The organism is Streptomyces sp. NPDC111606 (assembly GCF_055656945.1).
The window spans coordinates 153,872-168,108 of sequence record NZ_JBVKBY010000013.1; the positions used below are offsets into that span (position 1 = coordinate 153,872).

Sequence of the window (14,237 nt, forward strand, 5' to 3'; positions counted from 1 at the left end):
CTTAAGCTGAAGTGCATGACGAGCGGCAAGGGCGGCACCAGCGGTACGGAGACCAGCGGCAGCGGTGACATCGCCCGCACGATGGAGCTGCTGTGGGACGCCGGCCGACGCCCGAGCAGGGGGCCCAAGCCGACCCTCACGCTGGACCAGATCGTGGAAGCGGGCGTCCGGGTCGCGGACGCCGAGGGCCTGCAGTCGGTGTCCATGCGCCGGGTCGCCACCGAGCTCGGCACGGGCACGATGTCGCTGTACCGCTACGTCCCCGGCAAGGCCGAGCTGCTCGACCTGATGCTGGACCGCGTCCAGCGTCCGTCGGAGAACCCGGCCGACCTGGGCGACGGCGGCTGGCGCTCGGCCCTGGAGGCCCTGGGCCGCGCCACCCTCGACCTCTACCGCCGACACCCCTGGCTGCTCCAGGTCAACCAGTCCCGCCCGATCCTCGGTCCGAGCGCCCTCGACGGCATGGAGAAGGTCCTCGACCGCATCAAGCCGATGGGTCTGCCCGACCCCGAACTGGTCTCCGCGATCATCATGATCGACGGCTACGTCGTCGGCGCCGCGCGCACCCAGCTGTACGCACAGGAGGCGGAGCACCGCACGGGTCTGACCGACGCGGAGTTCTGGCAGGCCCAGACCCCGATGCTGGAGAAGATCATGGCCTCCGGCCGGTACCCCCTGCTCGCCTCACTCGACGAGAACACCTGGAGCAACGAGTTCGACCACTTCGAGTTCGGCCTGCAACGGATCCTGGACGGTCTCGAGGTCTTCGTCGCCCGGCGCGCGGGAACGGCCGACGAGGCCGGCGGCGAAGTGAAGGGACAGCTCTAGGGACGTGCCGTCGACGGCTCCGGCAGGGCTTCGTGTCCGGCGAGGCTGAGCCTGACGCGGGTGTGGTCCTCCGCCCTGACGAAGACCTGTTGTCCCCAGTGGGCGGTGAGGCGGTGCGCGACGGCGACAGACCCTGGGGCGAGGCTAGGGCGATGGCTCCGCGATCATGGCGATGAAGCTCAGGAGGCCCACGGGGACGGCGACCAGGACCGCGTACCCGACCCGGTCGGCCACCCGCTGCCGCCGCGAGGGTTCCCGGCGGTGCGCCTCGCCGCGTCGGTCCGCCCCGCGCGGCTTGATCGCCTGGTACGCGAGGACCGCGAGGACGGCCACACAGATCGACACCTGCCAGAGCTCACCCACGACGCCCCAGAACCCGACCCGCTGGACCGTGTCCGGCTCGAAGCCCTGGCGGGCGTCGAACTCGGTGCCGTCCGGGTAGTCGTGCCCGGTGTCCTCGAGCCGCACGTAGGTGGCGTCGTCGGCGGTGCCGCCGTCGGGCGTGAAGTCCCCGTGGCAGTCGTATTCGGAGTTCTTACGGGTGTGGTCGGTGTCGTAGCAGCGCTCCACCTGGTACGTGCCCGGCGTGCCGTAGACACCGGCGGACAGGGCCATGTCGGCGGTCGCGGTGACGAACCAGAAGCCGGTGACGACGGCGAGGAGGACGCCGCACACCCAGCCGAGGACGCGTTTCATCCGAGCACCGTTCCGCGAAACTCCTTCAGCTCCAACAGCCGGGAGATTCCCGCCTGTTCGGCAAGCTCCCTGCGCTGCGGGCCGGCCTGCACGCGCTCCTGCTCGTACTTCTCCCAGGGCGCGGGCTGCACGAAGAGCATGGCGTTGCTCGCCGGCACGATCATGACGCCGCCGAAGGCCAGGTCACCGGCGAACCAGGCGCCGCCCTCCTCGGCCCCCTTCGGCCACCGGCACACCGTCGAGGCGTTGAGCGCACGCAGCGAAGGTGCGCCGTGCTGCCCGCGCACCGTGAGCCGGACGGTGTGCACATCGCCCATGTACTTCCACTCGGAGCCCTTCTTGGCCACCCGCGTGCGGTACTCCAGGGGGTAGGTGCGCAGCACCTTCTCACACACCCTGAGCCGCGACCCCCTCCCCAGCCGAAGCAACAGGAAGATCAGCACGAACATCCCGGCCGGAACGCCGAACACGGGCAGCGCGGCGTCATATCCGCCCCAGTGCGCCACGAACGGCACCGCGAACAGCCCCGCGGCAAGCGCGAGGCGCGCGGCTGTGTGCCGGCGGAGCAGCGTGCGGTTGTGCTTGAGCACTTGGGCGACATCGGGGGCCACGGGTGGACTGTCCATGCTGGGCGAGAGGGTCCTTGGAGCAAGATCGGCGGCTGGGACCGGGTGACGTTATCAGGGCCGGTCTGCCCGTTCACCGATCGTGCGCGCTCTCCGCTCATCCTCTCCGCAAGAGCCGCCGAAGACCCAAGACGACCACACACGCGACGACCACGGCGATGGCGCCGACCTTGAGGTCGCCGGTTGTGCCGTTGTCGCCGCTGTCGTCGGAGGAGGCCGAACTGCCGCCGCCGGAGGAGGAGTCGGAGGGGGCGGCGTCCCCGGGGGCGTCCTCCGCGACGACCGAGCTGCCGGCTCCCTCGCTGCCGAGCATGAGCTTGGTGCCGTCGGTCGAGTAGCTCGCGGACTCGCCCTGCCCGAGGGGCACGCTGATGCGCTCCAGCCGCTTGAGCTTGCCGCCGTTCCAGTCGTAGGCGACGCCGCCGAAGTAGCCGCGAACGGCGAGGGTCCTGCCGTCCGGGGAGAAGGCCGCGTCGGTGGCCCACATGTCGACGGGGACGGCGGGCTTGAAGACGTTCGTGCCGGAGGCGGACAGCTCGGCCGGGCCCTCGTACAGGTGCCCGCCGTCCTCCTGCTTGTCGATGATGTAGACGCGGCCGGTCTTGGGGTGCACGACGAGCGACTCGGCGTCGCGGGTGCCGTCGGAGTACTTCACCACGTACTGCGTGGCACGGATCGTCTGATCCTTGAGCGTCTTGGGCTCGGGGAGGCGGTAGACCCACACATACGGCCACTGCACACCGTCGTTGTCGCCGATGTCGCCGACATAGAGCTGGTTGTCCGGGCCCATGGCGATCGCCTCCACGTCCCGCGGGGTGCCCACCCCGGTCATGGTGATCGTCGCGACCGTCTCGCCCGTCCTGCTGTCCACCGCGTAGAGGTAGGCGCCGGTGTCCTGGTCGTTGTGCGTCCAGTAGATGCCGGGGTGCTGACGCGAGGCGGCGAGGCCGCTGGACTCCGTGATGCGCGGGTCCTTGATCGTGAAGTCCTCGTCGCCGTCGGCGGCTGAGGCGGGCAGGGTGAGCGCACCGGTGAGGAGGACCCCGGCGAGGATGGCGAGCGGTCGACGCATGCCCCAAGCCTGCCATTCGGCCGGGCGGTTCGGAGGCCGGGGCGGCCGGGGGCGGCGCCCGAGGGGTACGGGGGCGTGTCGGGCTTCACACCGCGCCCGGCCATACCGATGGGTAGCGATCGTCCATCATGAGCGGATGCTCAGGTTCATGCCCGTCGGCGACTCCATGACCATCGGCAGCGCCGGCGAACACACGTGGCGCTACCGCATGTGGCAGCACCTGCGTGAAACGTACGGCGGCCCGTTCGCCCTCGTCGGCCCGCGCGAGACGCTGCACGACAAGGCGACGGACTCCCCCACGTCGTACGAGTACGCCGCCCCCGACTTCCCCCGTGCGCACCTCGCCGGCTGGGGCGAGGGCTGGCTGCACATGGCGCCGGTGATCGGCGAGGCGGTGCGGTCGTGCCGGGCGGATGTGCTGCTGGTGTCGCTGGGCCTGATCGACCTCGGCTTCTACACGAACGCCGAGCAGACGGCGGAGAACGCCCGGACCTTCGTGGCCGGGGCGCGATCCGCGAACCCCCGGGTGCGGATCGTCGTCCTGCCGGTGATCCCGAACGTCCGCGCCGCCTCGGAGGAGGCCTTCGCCGCGGAGGTCGGCCGCTTCAACGAACTGCTGGCGAAGGCGGTCGCCGACCTGGACGAGCCCCGCTCACCGCTGCTCCTGGCGTCGCCTCCCCCGTCGTACGACATCAACCTCGACACGTACGACGGCACCCACCCGAACGCGAGCGGCGAGCACAAGATCGCGGAGGCCTTCGCGGAGGCGATGTACCAGGCGTGGGACCTGGGCGAGCCCTACGAGGTCTGACGCTCGATCGCCCGGACGAGGTGGTCCGCGCAGGGGCGCACGCCGGGGAGGACGTCGTCGCCCCAGCACTCCTCCTCGTCGCCCAGGTGGACGGCACGGGCATGCGCGAGGACGGGGCGGTGTTCGGCGGGGAGCCGGGCGAGCGCCCAGTCGGCGGCTGCGTCCTTCGAGCGGATCGCCCCGGTGGCGAGGGTGGTCCAGATCCGGGCGAGGGTCAGCAGGACGTTGCGGGTGTCGGTGTCCAACTCCGGGAGCAGGTCGGGTACTCCGGCGGTGATCGCGTGTCTCAGGTCCGCGGGTGGGACGGGGGCGAGCAGGTCGGCGTGCGGGGGGCCGTACAGCGGGGCGCCGTCCCGTCTACCTCATCGCCGACCCCTACCAGGGCCGCTGTCACCTCTACACGCACCCCAAGAACGGTGACTACGCCACCGAGACGAAGGCCGACTTCGGCGACGACCTCGACCTCGGTGACACAGTCGTCGAGCTCACCCTCAAGACCTCTGACTTCCCCCGGGACCGATGAGAGGGTGTGGCCATGGCCGTCATCCACCACACCACCCTCAAGCCGACCAAGCTCGAACTGCTCGCCTCCTGGCTGCCCACCCGCCCCTGGTACGTCGGCGCCGGCGAACCGGAGTTGACCAAGGCCGGCGGATTCCGGCTGGACGACCCCGCGGGCGAGGTCGGAATCGAGTTCATGGTCGCCACGGATGCCTCCGGCGCCCGACCGGTCCACTACCTCGTGCCGCTCAGCTACCGCGGCGCCCCCCTCGACGGAGCCGACCACGCCCTCATCGGCACCATGGAACACGGCGTGCTCGGGCAGCGCTGGGCCTACGACGGCTGCCACGACCCCGTGCTGGTCACCCAGTTGCTGGCCCTGATCGAGGGCCGGGCCCAGGCGCAGGCCCAGAGCATCAGCGACGCGCCCGACCGGGAGGTCACCCGCGCCTACACGGGTCAAGGCTCCCCGTCCGCGGCCCCCGGCACCACCACGGCGACCGACGACCAGGACGGCACCGAGCTGCGCACATCCGACGGCACGGTCGTGCTCCGCCTCCACCGGGTCCTGCGCCCCGCCACGGAGGTCCCTCAGGACGCGGACGGCCACGTCACGGGCGCCTGGCAGCTGCCGGACGGCACCCGGGCCCGAGCCCTGTTCGCCGCCCTGCACATCACCCTTGGGACCCTTGCCTAGAGCGCACTCCACGCGGCTAGCGTGCACTTCATGAAGTACACGCAGCTCGGACGCACGGGACTCAAGGTCAGCAGGCTCGTCCTCGGCACCATGAACTTCGGTCCGCAGACCGACGAGGCGGACAGTCACGCGATCATGGACGCGGCGCTGGACGCCGGCATCAACTACTTCGACACGGCGAACGTGTACGGCTGGGGCGAGAACAAGGGCCGTACCGAAAGCATCATCGGCACCTGGTTCGCGAAGGGCGAGCGGCGCGACAAGGTCGTCCTCGCGACCAAGGTGTACGGCAACATGGGCACCGAAGGCGAGCCGTGGCCCAATCACGACAAGCTGTCGGCCCTCAACATCCGGCGCGCCGTGGACGCCTCGCTCAAGCGGCTGCAGACCGACTACATCGACGTCTACCAGTTCCACCACATCGACCGCGCCACCCCCTTCGAGGAGATCTGGCAGGCGATCGACGTCCTCGTCCAGCAGGGCAAGATCCTGTACGTCGGCTCCAGCAACTTCCCGGGGTACAAGATCGCCCAGGCCAACGAGATCGCGGCGAGGCGCCACGGCACCATCGGCCTCGTCAGCGAGCAGTGCCTCTACAACCTCTTCGAGCGCCGCGCCGAGATGGAGGTCATCCCGGCCGCACAGGACTACGGCCTCGGCGTCATCCCGTGGTCACCGCTGCACGGCGGGCTGCTCGGCGGCGTCATCAAGAAGGAGGTCGAGGGCGGGCGGCGCAGCTCCGGCCGGGCCGCCGAAGTCCTCGCCGACCCGGCCGTACGCGCGAAGATCCAGGCGTACGAGGACCTGCTCGACAAGCACGGCCTGGAGCCCGGCGAGGCCGCCCTGGCCTGGCTGCTCACCCGGCCGGGCGTGACCGGCCCGATCGTCGGCCCGCGCACCGCCGGGCAGCTGGAGTCCGCACTGCGGGCGTCAGAGCTCGAGCTGAGCGAGGAGCTGCTGGCGGGGCTGGACGAGATCTTCCCGGGTCCGGGGCCGTCTCCGGAGGCCTTCGCCTGGTAACGGTCACCGAGGGCGCAGTGGCGCTCGGCCGGCTACGCGTATCGCCTACCTGCCGAGCGCCGCCGCCAGCGCCACCACGACGAACATCAGCACAAGCACACCGGCCATGATCCGGTTCCGGGTTTTCGGGTTCACGTGTCCGAGCCTAACCGGCGCCTGCGAGCGGCCTGCGGGCGACCGCCTCGTACCGGGGCTGCTCGCCCGCCACCCCGGACGTCGGCAGGTGGCTGCGCACCAGCGCCAGCTCGTCCACCGTCCAGGTGCGGCTCGTGAATGCGTCGAGGGCCGCGACGTACGGCCGTACGTCCACCGCCGACCGGCTCCTCGCGACCGTCAGGTGCGGCTTGTAGCGCCGGTGCTCCCCCATCGGCACCCCGGCCTTCCGCGCCGCCGCCTCACTCCGGTCCGCCAGCAGCCGCAAGGTCGCCAGGTCCCCCTCCGCGCCCGCCCACAGAGCCCGCCCGTGCCCGAACTGGCCGCCGCCGCGCAGCGCCAGCCGGAACGGGGCCGTACGGTGCGCGACGCGCTCCAGGCGGGCCGACAGGTCCGGTACGAGGTCGTCGTCGACCTCGCCGTAGAAGGCGAGCGTGAAGTGCCAGCCGGGGCGGCCGGTCCAGCGCAGCGCGTCCGCGCCGGGCAGCTTCTTCAACTCGGCGACCTCGGTGGCCAGTTCGCGGGCCACGTCCTCGGGTGGCAGCACGGCGGCGAAGAGTCTCATGGGTCCAGCCTGGCACCATGACCGGATGACGATCACCATCAGAGAAGGCGGATCCGACGACATCCCCGTGATACTCGGCATGCTCGACAGCTGCGTCGAGTGGCTGGTCTCACAGGGGCGCACGGGGCAGTGGGGGACGAAGCCGCTGTCGGAGAGCGCGCGGACCGTGGAGTCGGTGACGCGGAGCACGGCAGGTGGCGAGGTCTTCATCGCCGAGGTGGACGGCGTGCCGGCCGCCACCCTCACCCTGGCCGACTCGCCCGGCCCCTCCCTGGCCCATCTCGCCTCGCCCGGCGAGCCCGAGCGGTACATCCACTGGCTCGCCTCCGACCGTCGCTTCAAGGGCCACGGCGCGGGCAGCGCCCTGCTCGCCCACGCCACCGAGGTGACCCGGCGGGCGGGCGTCTCGCTGCTGCGGGTGGACTGCTACGCGGGCGACGACGGCAAGCTCGTCCGCTACTACGAGAGCCACGGCTTCGTCCGCACCGAGACCTACCGGGGGACGGACGACTGGCCGGGACAGGTGCTGGCCCGCCGGGTCTGACCCCCGCAGGGGCGGGGCCCGCAGGCACCCGCCCCTCAAATCGCCGTCGGGCGGCCCTCAGGCAGCCGTGGCCAGCTGCTCCCGCTCCCGCGGCACGAACCGCACCTGCGGATGCCCGTGGTTCCAGCCCACCGACAGCCGCAGGCCACCGACCCGCGCCAGGACCAGGCCGATCGTCACGGCGGCGACAGCCGTGATCGCGCCGCCCACCGCCATGCCCGCCCGGACGCCGTACGCGTCCGTGACCCAGCCGGCGATCGGTGCGCCCAGCGGCGCGCCGCCCATGAACACCATCATGTAGAGGGCCATCACCCGGCCCCGCATGCTGGGGTCGGTGGCCATCTGGATGCTGCTGTTGGCGGTGACATTGACCGTCATGCCGAACATTCCTATCGGGGCCATGAGCAGGGCGAACAGCCACAGGGACGGGGCGAACGCGGCCACTATCTCCATCGTGCCGAAGGCCAACGCCCCCGCGACCAGCACCCGCATCCGGGCCGTACCGCGCCGGGCCGCGAGCAGCGCGCCGGCCAGGGAGCCGACCGCCATCAGGGTGTTGAAGAGGCTGTAGGAGCCGGCGCCCGCGTGGAAGACGTCGTCGGCGAAGGCCGACAGATAGACGGGGAAGTTGAAGCCGAAGGTGCTGACGAACCCGGCGAGGACGATGGTCCACATCAGCTCCGGCCGCCCGGCGACATACCGCAGTCCCTCCCGCATCTGCCCCTTGCCGCGCGGTGCCCGCTGGACGGCGTACAGCTCGCGGTCCCGCATCAGCAGCAGGCCCGCGAGCGGTGCGACGAAGGACAGGCCGTTGGCGAGGAACGCCCAGCCGGTGCCGACGCCGGTGATCATCAGGCCGGCCACGGCGGGGCCGACCAGGCGGGCCGACTGGAAGTTCGCCGAGTTCAGGCTGACCGCGTTCTGCAGCTGGTCCGGGCCGACCATCTCGGAGACGAACGACTGCCGGGCCGGGTTGTCGACGACGGTCGCCAGACCGACGACGAAGGCTGCCAGGTAGACGTGCCAGACCTGGACGTGCCCGGAGAGGGTGAGGACGGCCAGCGCGATGCCGGTGAAGGCCATCGACGTCTGGGTGACGAGCAGCGTGCGGCGCTTGGGCAGACGGTCGACGAGGACGCCGCCGTAGAGGCCGAAGAGCAGCATCGGCAGGAACTGCAGGGCCGTCGTGATGCCGACGGCGGTGGCGGAGCCGGTGAGGCTGAGCACCAGCCAGTCCTGCGCGATGCGCTGCATCCAGGTGCCGGTGTTGGAGACGACCTGGCCGAGGAAGAAGAGGCGGTAGTTCCTGACCTTCAGCGAGCTGAACATCGAGGACTTGCGGGGCCCCGGGGCGGGCGGGGAGTCGTGGGTGGTCGGTGCGGGGGCGGAGTCTGCTCCGGATCCCGTACTCAAAAGGGTTCGCCTCCTCTTGGCTGCTTACAGGTGTGCGAGCTTCTCCAGCACGGGGGCGGCGGCGCGCAGTTTCGCCCACTCGTCCTCGTCGAGACCCTCGACCAGGGTGGCCAGGAAGGCGTTGCGCTTACGGCGGCTCTCCTCGAGCATCGCCTCGGCCTGCTCGGTCTTCGTGACGACCTTCTGGCGCCGGTCCTCCGGATGCGGCTCCAGCCGGACCAGTCCCTTGGCCTCCAGCAGGGCGACGATACGGGTCATCGACGGCGGCTGGACGTGCTCCTTGCGGGCGAGCTCACCAGGGGTGGCCTTGCCGCAGAGGGAGAGGGTGCCCAGAACCGACATCTCGGTGGGGCTCAGCGACTCGTCGACCCGCTGGTGCTTGAGCCGGCGCGACAGTCGCATGACGGCGGAGCGCAGGGAGTTCACGGCGGCAGCGTTGTCGCCATGGGTAAGGTCCGACATGTTCTTTAGCGTAACTCATTACCCTCGCTAAAGACCACCAGGGACACGCATGGATGCCCGTGAGCCGGGCCACTGAAGCGTGACATCACTCATATGGGTGATCCGGCAGCGGAACGTGACACACCGCACCGAAGAGTGCCGCGACCCTCGTGGTCATGGGGACCAGCGTGCTCAGCCTGCGAATAGACCATGAGCTGCTCGAACGGCTCCGACAGCATGCGGCGAAAAGAGGAATGAGCGTCCAGGACTATGTGGTCCGAACGCTCATCCGCGATGACTTCGACGAACGGTTCCAGGCCGCCGTGGAAGAGACAGAGAAGTTCTACGGGCGCACGTGAGCAACGGGCCCACGTGAGAGACCGCCTTACGTGAGGCCCAGCGCCGGCATCAGGTAGTAGAAGCCGAACACCGCCGCCACGACGTACATCGCGATCGGCACCTCCCGGCCCCGCCCGGCGGCCAGGCGCAGCACCGCGAAGGTGATGAAGCCCATGCCGATGCCGTTGGTGATCGAGTAGGTGAACGGCATCATCACCATCGTCACGAAGGCCGGGATCGCGATCGTGTAGTCGGCCCAGTCGATCTCCTTGACGGAGTTCGCGAGGATCAGGAAGCCGACCGCGAGCAGGGCCGGGGTGGCCGCCTGGGACGGGACCATGGTGGCGACGGGCGTCAGGAACAGCGCCGCACCGAACAGGGCGCCGGTGACGACGTTCGCGAATCCGGTGCGGGCGCCCTCGCCGACGCCGGCCGTGGACTCCACGAAGGCCGTGGTGGCCGACGAGGAGCTGGCGCCGCCCGCGGCGACGGCGAGGCCGTCGACGAACAGGACCTTGTTGATGCCCGGCATCTGCCCCTGGGCGTCGGTCAGCTTCGCCTCGTCGCTGACGCCCATGATCGTGCCCATGGCGTCGAAGAAGCAGGACAGCAGGACGGTGAAGACGAAGAGGATGCCGGTCAGCGCGCCGACCTTGTCGAACCCGCCGAACAGGCTGACCTCGCCGATCAGGCCGAAGTCGGGGCTGGCGACGGGGTTTCCGGGCCACTTCGGGGTCGTCAGGCCCCAGGACGGCACGTTCGCGACGGCCTCGATGACGACCGCGAGCACGGTCATCGCGACGATCGAGATGAGGATCGCGCCGGGGACCTTGCGCACGATCAGCGCGAGGGTGAGCAGCGCGCCGAGGATGAAGACCAGCACCGGCCAGCCGTTGAGGTGGCCGTCGCCGCCGAGCTGGAGCGGAACCGTGGTCTGGGCGGCGTCCGGGATACGGGAGACGAAACCGGCGTCGACGAGGCCGATCAGCATGATGAACAGGCCGATGCCGATGGAGATGGCCTTGCGCAGGCCGTAGGGCACGGCGTTCATGACGCGCTCGCGCAGTCCGGTGGCGACGAGCAGCATGACCACGAAGCCGGCCAGGACCACCATGCCCATGGCGTCCGGCCAGGACATCCGGGGCGCGAGCTGGAGCGCGACGACCGAGTTCACGCCGAGACCGGCGGCGAGCGCGATCGGCACGTTGCCGATGACACCCATGAGGAGGGTGGTGAAGGCCGCCGTCAGCGCCGTCGCGGTGACGAGCTGTCCGTTGTCGAGCTGATGCCCGTACATGTCCTTCGCGCTGCCGAGGATGATCGGGTTCAGCACGATGATGTAGGCCATCGCGAAGAAGGTGGCGAGGCCGCCGCGGATTTCACGGGGCAGCGTGCTGCCGCGTTCGGAGATCTTGAAGAAGCGGTCGAGTGCGCCGTAAGTGGGCCCGGCTCCCGGCTGTTCAGGGGTGGGGGCCTTGGCAGGAGCCGAGGTGGGCATGCTTTTGGTTGTTCCTACGAAGAGAAGTGGTCAGACTCAAACCGTTTCAGTATGAACATATAGGGGCTGGATCTGCTATCTCCGCGCGTAGATGCGCGTGGACGCGATCGCTTCGTACCGGATCCGATCGCCTCGTAAGCTGTCCCCCATGGCCGGTATTTTCTCGGGATCCCCGAAGCACGAGGCGCCGGAGCCCTTGGAGGGCCCCGTGGTCGCCACCATCACCGGCGGCACGATCCTCTGGTTCGTCCTCTTCGTCGTCCAGCTCCCCTTCTACGGCTGGTTCGACGACCGCGGACAGGCCTGGTGGGTGTGGACCTGTCTGGCCGGCGGCGGGCTGGGGCTCATCGGCATCTGGTACGTCCGCAGGCGCGACGCCGCCCTCAAGCGCGCGGCGGCCCTTCAGGAGCGCCGGGAAACGACGGGCGAACCCCAGTCGTCCTGAGGTATCGCGGCGTACGACCACGGCACGACGCCGGTCCTCCCCAGGTCGGAACTTCCGTGCACTCGGCGGGTGAAGGCGTAGATCCGCACGTACCGTCGAAGGCATGACGCATACCGACGCGGGCGCCGAAGTGGACAACCCTGTGCACCCCGTTCGCGCCCCGGTGGCGACGGGCGGGCTGACCGCCGCCGAGGTGGCCGAGCGGGTCGCCCGGGGGGAGGTCAACGACGTTCCGGTGCGCAGCAGCCGGTCGATGACCGACATCGTGCGCGCCAACGTCTTCACCCGGTTCAACGCGATCATCGGCGTGCTCTGGGTGATCATGCTGTTCGTCGCGCCCATCCAGGACAGCCTGTTCGGCTTCGTGATCCTCGCCAACACCGGCATCGGGATCGTCCAGGAGTGGCGGGCGAAGAAGACCCTCGACTCGCTCGCCGTGATCGGCGAGGCCAGGCCCACCGTGCGGCGCGACGGGATCGCCGGCGAGGTCGTCACCTCGGAGATCGTGCTCGACGACCTGATGGAGATCGGGCCGGGCGACAAGGCCGTCGTGGACGGCGTGTGCGTCGAGGCGGACGGGCTGGAGATCGACGAGTCACTGCTCACCGGCGAGGCCGACCCGGTCGTCAAGCAGCCGGGGGACCAGGTGCTGTCCGGCAGCTTCGTCGTCGCCGGGGGCGGCGCCTTCCAGGCCACCAAGGTCGGGCGCGAGGCCTACGCCGCGCAGCTCGCCGAGGAGGCGTCCCGCTTCACGCTGGTCCAGTCCGAGCTGCGCTCCGGCATCTCCACCATCCTCAAGTACGTGACCTGGATGATGGTCCCGGCCGCGACCGGCCTGATCATCACCCAGCTCGTCGCCAAGGACAACGCGCTCGACGACTCGATCGCCCGGACCGTCGGCGGCATCGTGCCGATGGTCCCCGAGGGGCTGGTGCTCCTCACCTCGGTCGCCTTCGCCATCGGCGTCATCCGGCTCGGCCGCAAGCAGTGCCTCGTGCAGGAACTGCCCGCCATCGAGGGCCTCGCCCGCGTCGACACCGTCTGCCTCGACAAGACCGGCACGCTCACCGAGGGCGGCATGGACGTCACCGAGCTGCGGCCCCTGGCCGGCAACGACGAGGAGTACGTACGCAAGGTGCTGGGCGCCCTCGGCGAGTCCGATCCCCGCCCGAACGCCTCCCTCCAGGCCATCATCGACGCCTACCCCGACGCCGATGACTGGCGCTGCACCGAGTCCCTCCCCTTCTCGTCCGCCCGCAAGTACAGCGGCGCCACCTTCAGCGAGGGCAACGGCGAGGCCAGTTCGTGGCTGCTGGGCGCGCCCGATGTCCTGCTCGGCGGCGACGATCCCGCACTGGCCGAAACCGATCGGCTGAACGAACAGGGCCTACGGGTCCTGCTGCTCGCCCGGGTCGGCCGCGACCTCGACGATCCCGAGGTCGCCGAGGGGGCCAAGCCCGCCGCCCTGGTCGTACTGGAGCAGCGGCTGCGGCCCGACGCCGCCGACACCCTGCACTACTTCGCCGAGCAGAACGTCCGCGCCAAGGTGATCTCCGGGGACAACGCGGTGTCGGTGGGCGCGGTGGCGACCAAGCTCGGGCTGACCGGCACGACGGTCGACGCGCGCCGGCTCCCGCAGGACCGGGACGGGATGGCTGCGGCCCTCGACGAGGGCACGGTGTTCGGGCGGGTCACCCCGCAGCAGAAGCGGGACATGGTGGGCGCGCTGCAGTCCCACGGGCACACCGTCGCCATGACCGGCGACGGCGTGAACGACGTCCTCGCCCTGAAGGACGCCGACATCGGTGTGGCCATGGGATCCGGGTCCGAGGCCACCCGCGCGGTCGCGCAGATCGTGCTGCTCAACAACAGCTTCGCGACGCTGCCGTCGGTGGTCGCCGAGGGGCGTCGGGTCATCGGCAACATCACGCGCGTGGCGACGCTGTTCCTGGTCAAGACCGTCTACTCGGTGCTGCTGGCGGTGATGGTGGTGTGCTGGCAGGTGGAGTACCCGTTCCTGCCGCGCCATCTGACGCTGCTGTCCACCCTCACCATCGGCGTCCCCGCCTTCTTCCTGGCCCTCGCGCCCAACAAGGAGCGCGCGAAACCCCACTTCGTACGGCGGGTCATGCGGTACTCGATCCCGGGCGGGGTGGTGGCCGCGGTGGCGACTTTCGCGACGTATCTGATCGCTCGTCACTACTACACCGGTGAGGGCGCGCTGGACGCGGAGACCAGCGTCGCCACGCTGACGCTGTTCCTCATCGCGATGTGGGTGCTGGTCATCATCGCCCGGCCGTACACGTGGTGGCGGGTCGCACTGGTGGCGGCGATGGGGTTCGGATTCCTGGTGGTGCTGGTGGTGCCGTGGCTGCAGGAGTTCTTCGCGCTGCGGCTGGTGGGCATGACGATGCCGTGGATCGCGGTGGGTATCTCGGCGGTGGCGGCGGTCGCCCTGGAGTTCGCGTGGAGATGGGTCGACCGCCGCGTTCCCGCCTAGCCGCTGCGCTCGGCTGCGGCCGGGGAGGGATGAGGCCGTGGGTCACTGCGCGACCGTTGTGGCCGGTCGCGCAGTTCCCCGCGCCCCT

General features: G+C 70.2%; 16 protein-coding genes and 1 pseudogene. 9 read left to right on the forward strand and 8 right to left on the reverse strand.

Annotated elements, in window-relative coordinates:
- The first annotated feature begins 15 nt into the window (after positions 1-15).
- Positions 16-828 (forward strand): TetR/AcrR family transcriptional regulator, encoded by an 813-nt coding sequence (locus ACZ7M7_RS37040; RefSeq protein ID WP_383606789.1) that lies wholly within the window; start codon positions 16-18, stop codon positions 826-828.
- Positions 829-972: 144 nt separating this feature from the next.
- Here the strand turns inward: ACZ7M7_RS37040 and ACZ7M7_RS37045 are convergent, their stop codons facing one another.
- The 3 genes from ACZ7M7_RS37045 to ACZ7M7_RS37055 form a co-directional block, all read right to left on the reverse strand.
- Complete coding sequence (locus tag ACZ7M7_RS37045; protein ID WP_472124769.1) at positions 973-1,524, reverse strand: hypothetical protein; 552 nt, start codon at positions 1,522-1,524, stop codon at positions 973-975.
- Positions 1,521-2,150: a hypothetical protein gene (locus ACZ7M7_RS37050; RefSeq protein ID WP_472124772.1), complete on the reverse strand. Its 630-nt coding sequence runs from the start codon at positions 2,148-2,150 to the stop codon at positions 1,521-1,523. Before ACZ7M7_RS37050 ends, ACZ7M7_RS37045 begins: the two co-directional genes overlap by 4 nt.
- 97 nt (positions 2,151-2,247) lie before the next feature.
- On the reverse strand, positions 2,248-3,222 hold the full coding sequence (locus ACZ7M7_RS37055) for a WD40 repeat domain-containing protein (protein ID WP_472124774.1): 975 nt from the start codon (positions 3,220-3,222) through the stop codon (positions 2,248-2,250).
- 136 nt (positions 3,223-3,358) lie between these two features.
- Between ACZ7M7_RS37055 and ACZ7M7_RS37060 the strand changes: the two genes are divergently transcribed.
- Positions 3,359-4,033, forward strand: coding sequence for an SGNH/GDSL hydrolase family protein (locus ACZ7M7_RS37060; RefSeq protein WP_472124777.1), 675 nt, complete (start codon positions 3,359-3,361; stop codon positions 4,031-4,033).
- Here ACZ7M7_RS37060 and ACZ7M7_RS37065 read toward each other — a convergent pair.
- A pseudogene (locus ACZ7M7_RS37065) lies at positions 4,021-4,389 on the reverse strand (DUF4111 domain-containing protein); the annotation flags it as partial. The gene ACZ7M7_RS37060 and the pseudogene ACZ7M7_RS37065 overlap by 13 nt on opposite strands.
- On the opposite strand from ACZ7M7_RS37065, the gene ACZ7M7_RS37070 reads away from it, so the two are divergent.
- The 3 genes from ACZ7M7_RS37070 to ACZ7M7_RS37080 are packed head-to-tail and all read left to right on the forward strand — an operon-like array spanning position 4,332 to position 6,251.
- Complete coding sequence (locus tag ACZ7M7_RS37070; protein ID WP_472124779.1) at positions 4,332-4,556, forward strand: hypothetical protein; 225 nt, start codon at positions 4,332-4,334, stop codon at positions 4,554-4,556. The pseudogene ACZ7M7_RS37065 and the gene ACZ7M7_RS37070 overlap by 58 nt on opposite strands.
- Positions 4,557-4,568: 12 nt before the next feature.
- The gene (locus ACZ7M7_RS37075) at positions 4,569-5,231 is read left to right on the forward strand and encodes a maltokinase N-terminal cap-like domain-containing protein (RefSeq protein WP_472124781.1); all 663 of its coding nucleotides are present in this window, start codon (positions 4,569-4,571) and stop codon (positions 5,229-5,231) included.
- A gap of 30 nt (positions 5,232-5,261) precedes the next feature.
- Positions 5,262-6,251, forward strand: coding sequence for an aldo/keto reductase (locus tag ACZ7M7_RS37080; RefSeq protein WP_383606810.1), 990 nt, complete (start codon positions 5,262-5,264; stop codon positions 6,249-6,251).
- A 145-nt stretch (positions 6,252-6,396) separates the two neighbouring features.
- Here ACZ7M7_RS37080 and thpR read toward each other — a convergent pair whose 3' ends face one another.
- Complete coding sequence (gene thpR, locus ACZ7M7_RS37085) at positions 6,397-6,969, reverse strand: RNA 2',3'-cyclic phosphodiesterase (RefSeq protein WP_383606812.1); 573 nt, start codon at positions 6,967-6,969, stop codon at positions 6,397-6,399.
- 25 nt (positions 6,970-6,994) lie between these two features.
- Between thpR and ACZ7M7_RS37090 the strand changes: the two genes are divergently transcribed.
- Positions 6,995-7,513 (forward strand): GNAT family N-acetyltransferase, encoded by a 519-nt coding sequence (locus ACZ7M7_RS37090; protein ID WP_383606815.1) that lies wholly within the window; start codon positions 6,995-6,997, stop codon positions 7,511-7,513.
- Positions 7,514-7,570: 57 nt separating this feature from the next.
- Here the strand turns inward: ACZ7M7_RS37090 and ACZ7M7_RS37095 are convergent, their stop codons facing one another.
- Positions 7,571-8,926, reverse strand: a complete 1,356-nt coding sequence (locus tag ACZ7M7_RS37095) for an MFS transporter (protein WP_383626954.1) — start codon at positions 8,924-8,926, stop codon at positions 7,571-7,573.
- Between the two features lie 24 nt (positions 8,927-8,950).
- Positions 8,951-9,388 (reverse strand): MarR family winged helix-turn-helix transcriptional regulator, encoded by a 438-nt coding sequence (locus ACZ7M7_RS37100; protein WP_328426930.1) that lies wholly within the window; start codon positions 9,386-9,388, stop codon positions 8,951-8,953.
- Between the two features lie 155 nt (positions 9,389-9,543).
- Between ACZ7M7_RS37100 and ACZ7M7_RS37105 the strand changes: the two genes are divergently transcribed.
- Positions 9,544-9,726, forward strand: coding sequence for a ribbon-helix-helix protein, CopG family (locus tag ACZ7M7_RS37105; protein WP_328426929.1), 183 nt, complete (start codon positions 9,544-9,546; stop codon positions 9,724-9,726).
- Positions 9,727-9,752: 26 nt separating this feature from the next.
- Here the strand turns inward: ACZ7M7_RS37105 and ACZ7M7_RS37110 are convergent, their stop codons facing one another.
- On the reverse strand, positions 9,753-11,204 hold the full coding sequence (locus ACZ7M7_RS37110) for an NCS2 family permease (RefSeq protein WP_472124787.1): 1,452 nt from the start codon (positions 11,202-11,204) through the stop codon (positions 9,753-9,755).
- A gap of 148 nt (positions 11,205-11,352) precedes the next feature.
- Here ACZ7M7_RS37110 and ACZ7M7_RS37115 point away from each other — a divergent pair, with 148 nt between their 5' ends.
- Together ACZ7M7_RS37115 and ACZ7M7_RS37120 are read left to right on the forward strand one after the other, a co-directional pair.
- Complete coding sequence (locus tag ACZ7M7_RS37115; RefSeq protein WP_383606825.1) at positions 11,353-11,649, forward strand: DUF2530 domain-containing protein; 297 nt, start codon at positions 11,353-11,355, stop codon at positions 11,647-11,649.
- Positions 11,650-11,752: 103 nt separating this feature from the next.
- Entirely contained in the window at positions 11,753-14,149 is a 2,397-nt protein-coding gene (locus tag ACZ7M7_RS37120; protein ID WP_472124790.1) for a cation-translocating P-type ATPase, read from the forward strand.
- Positions 14,150-14,237 lie beyond the last annotated feature (88 nt).

Excerpts from the sequence above, each read along its gene's own strand:
- ACZ7M7_RS37075 (WP_472124781.1), top strand. The coding sequence starts at position 4,569 with ATGGCCGTCATCCACCACACCACCCTCAAGCCGACCAAGCTCGAACTG.
- ACZ7M7_RS37105 (WP_328426929.1), top strand. The coding sequence starts at position 9,544 with ATGGGGACCAGCGTGCTCAGCCTGCGAATAGACCATGAGCTGCTCGAA.
- ACZ7M7_RS37090 (WP_383606815.1), top strand. The coding sequence starts at position 6,995 with ATGACGATCACCATCAGAGAAGGCGGATCCGACGACATCCCCGTGATA.
- ACZ7M7_RS37045 (WP_472124769.1), bottom strand. The coding sequence starts at position 1,524 with ATGAAACGCGTCCTCGGCTGGGTGTGCGGCGTCCTCCTCGCCGTCGTC.
- ACZ7M7_RS37050 (WP_472124772.1), bottom strand. The coding sequence starts at position 2,150 with ATGGACAGTCCACCCGTGGCCCCCGATGTCGCCCAAGTGCTCAAGCAC.
- thpR (WP_383606812.1), bottom strand. The coding sequence starts at position 6,969 with ATGAGACTCTTCGCCGCCGTGCTGCCACCCGAGGACGTGGCCCGCGAA.
- ACZ7M7_RS37100 (WP_328426930.1), bottom strand. The coding sequence starts at position 9,388 with ATGTCGGACCTTACCCATGGCGACAACGCTGCCGCCGTGAACTCCCTG.
- ACZ7M7_RS37040 (WP_383606789.1), top strand. The coding sequence starts at position 16 with ATGACGAGCGGCAAGGGCGGCACCAGCGGTACGGAGACCAGCGGCAGC.
- ACZ7M7_RS37115 (WP_383606825.1), top strand. The coding sequence starts at position 11,353 with ATGGCCGGTATTTTCTCGGGATCCCCGAAGCACGAGGCGCCGGAGCCC.
- ACZ7M7_RS37120 (WP_472124790.1), top strand. The coding sequence starts at position 11,753 with ATGACGCATACCGACGCGGGCGCCGAAGTGGACAACCCTGTGCACCCC.
- ACZ7M7_RS37110 (WP_472124787.1), bottom strand. The coding sequence starts at position 11,204 with ATGCCCACCTCGGCTCCTGCCAAGGCCCCCACCCCTGAACAGCCGGGA.
- ACZ7M7_RS37055 (WP_472124774.1), bottom strand. The coding sequence starts at position 3,222 with ATGCGTCGACCGCTCGCCATCCTCGCCGGGGTCCTCCTCACCGGTGCG.
- ACZ7M7_RS37060 (WP_472124777.1), top strand. The coding sequence starts at position 3,359 with ATGCTCAGGTTCATGCCCGTCGGCGACTCCATGACCATCGGCAGCGCC.
- ACZ7M7_RS37080 (WP_383606810.1), top strand. The coding sequence starts at position 5,262 with ATGAAGTACACGCAGCTCGGACGCACGGGACTCAAGGTCAGCAGGCTC.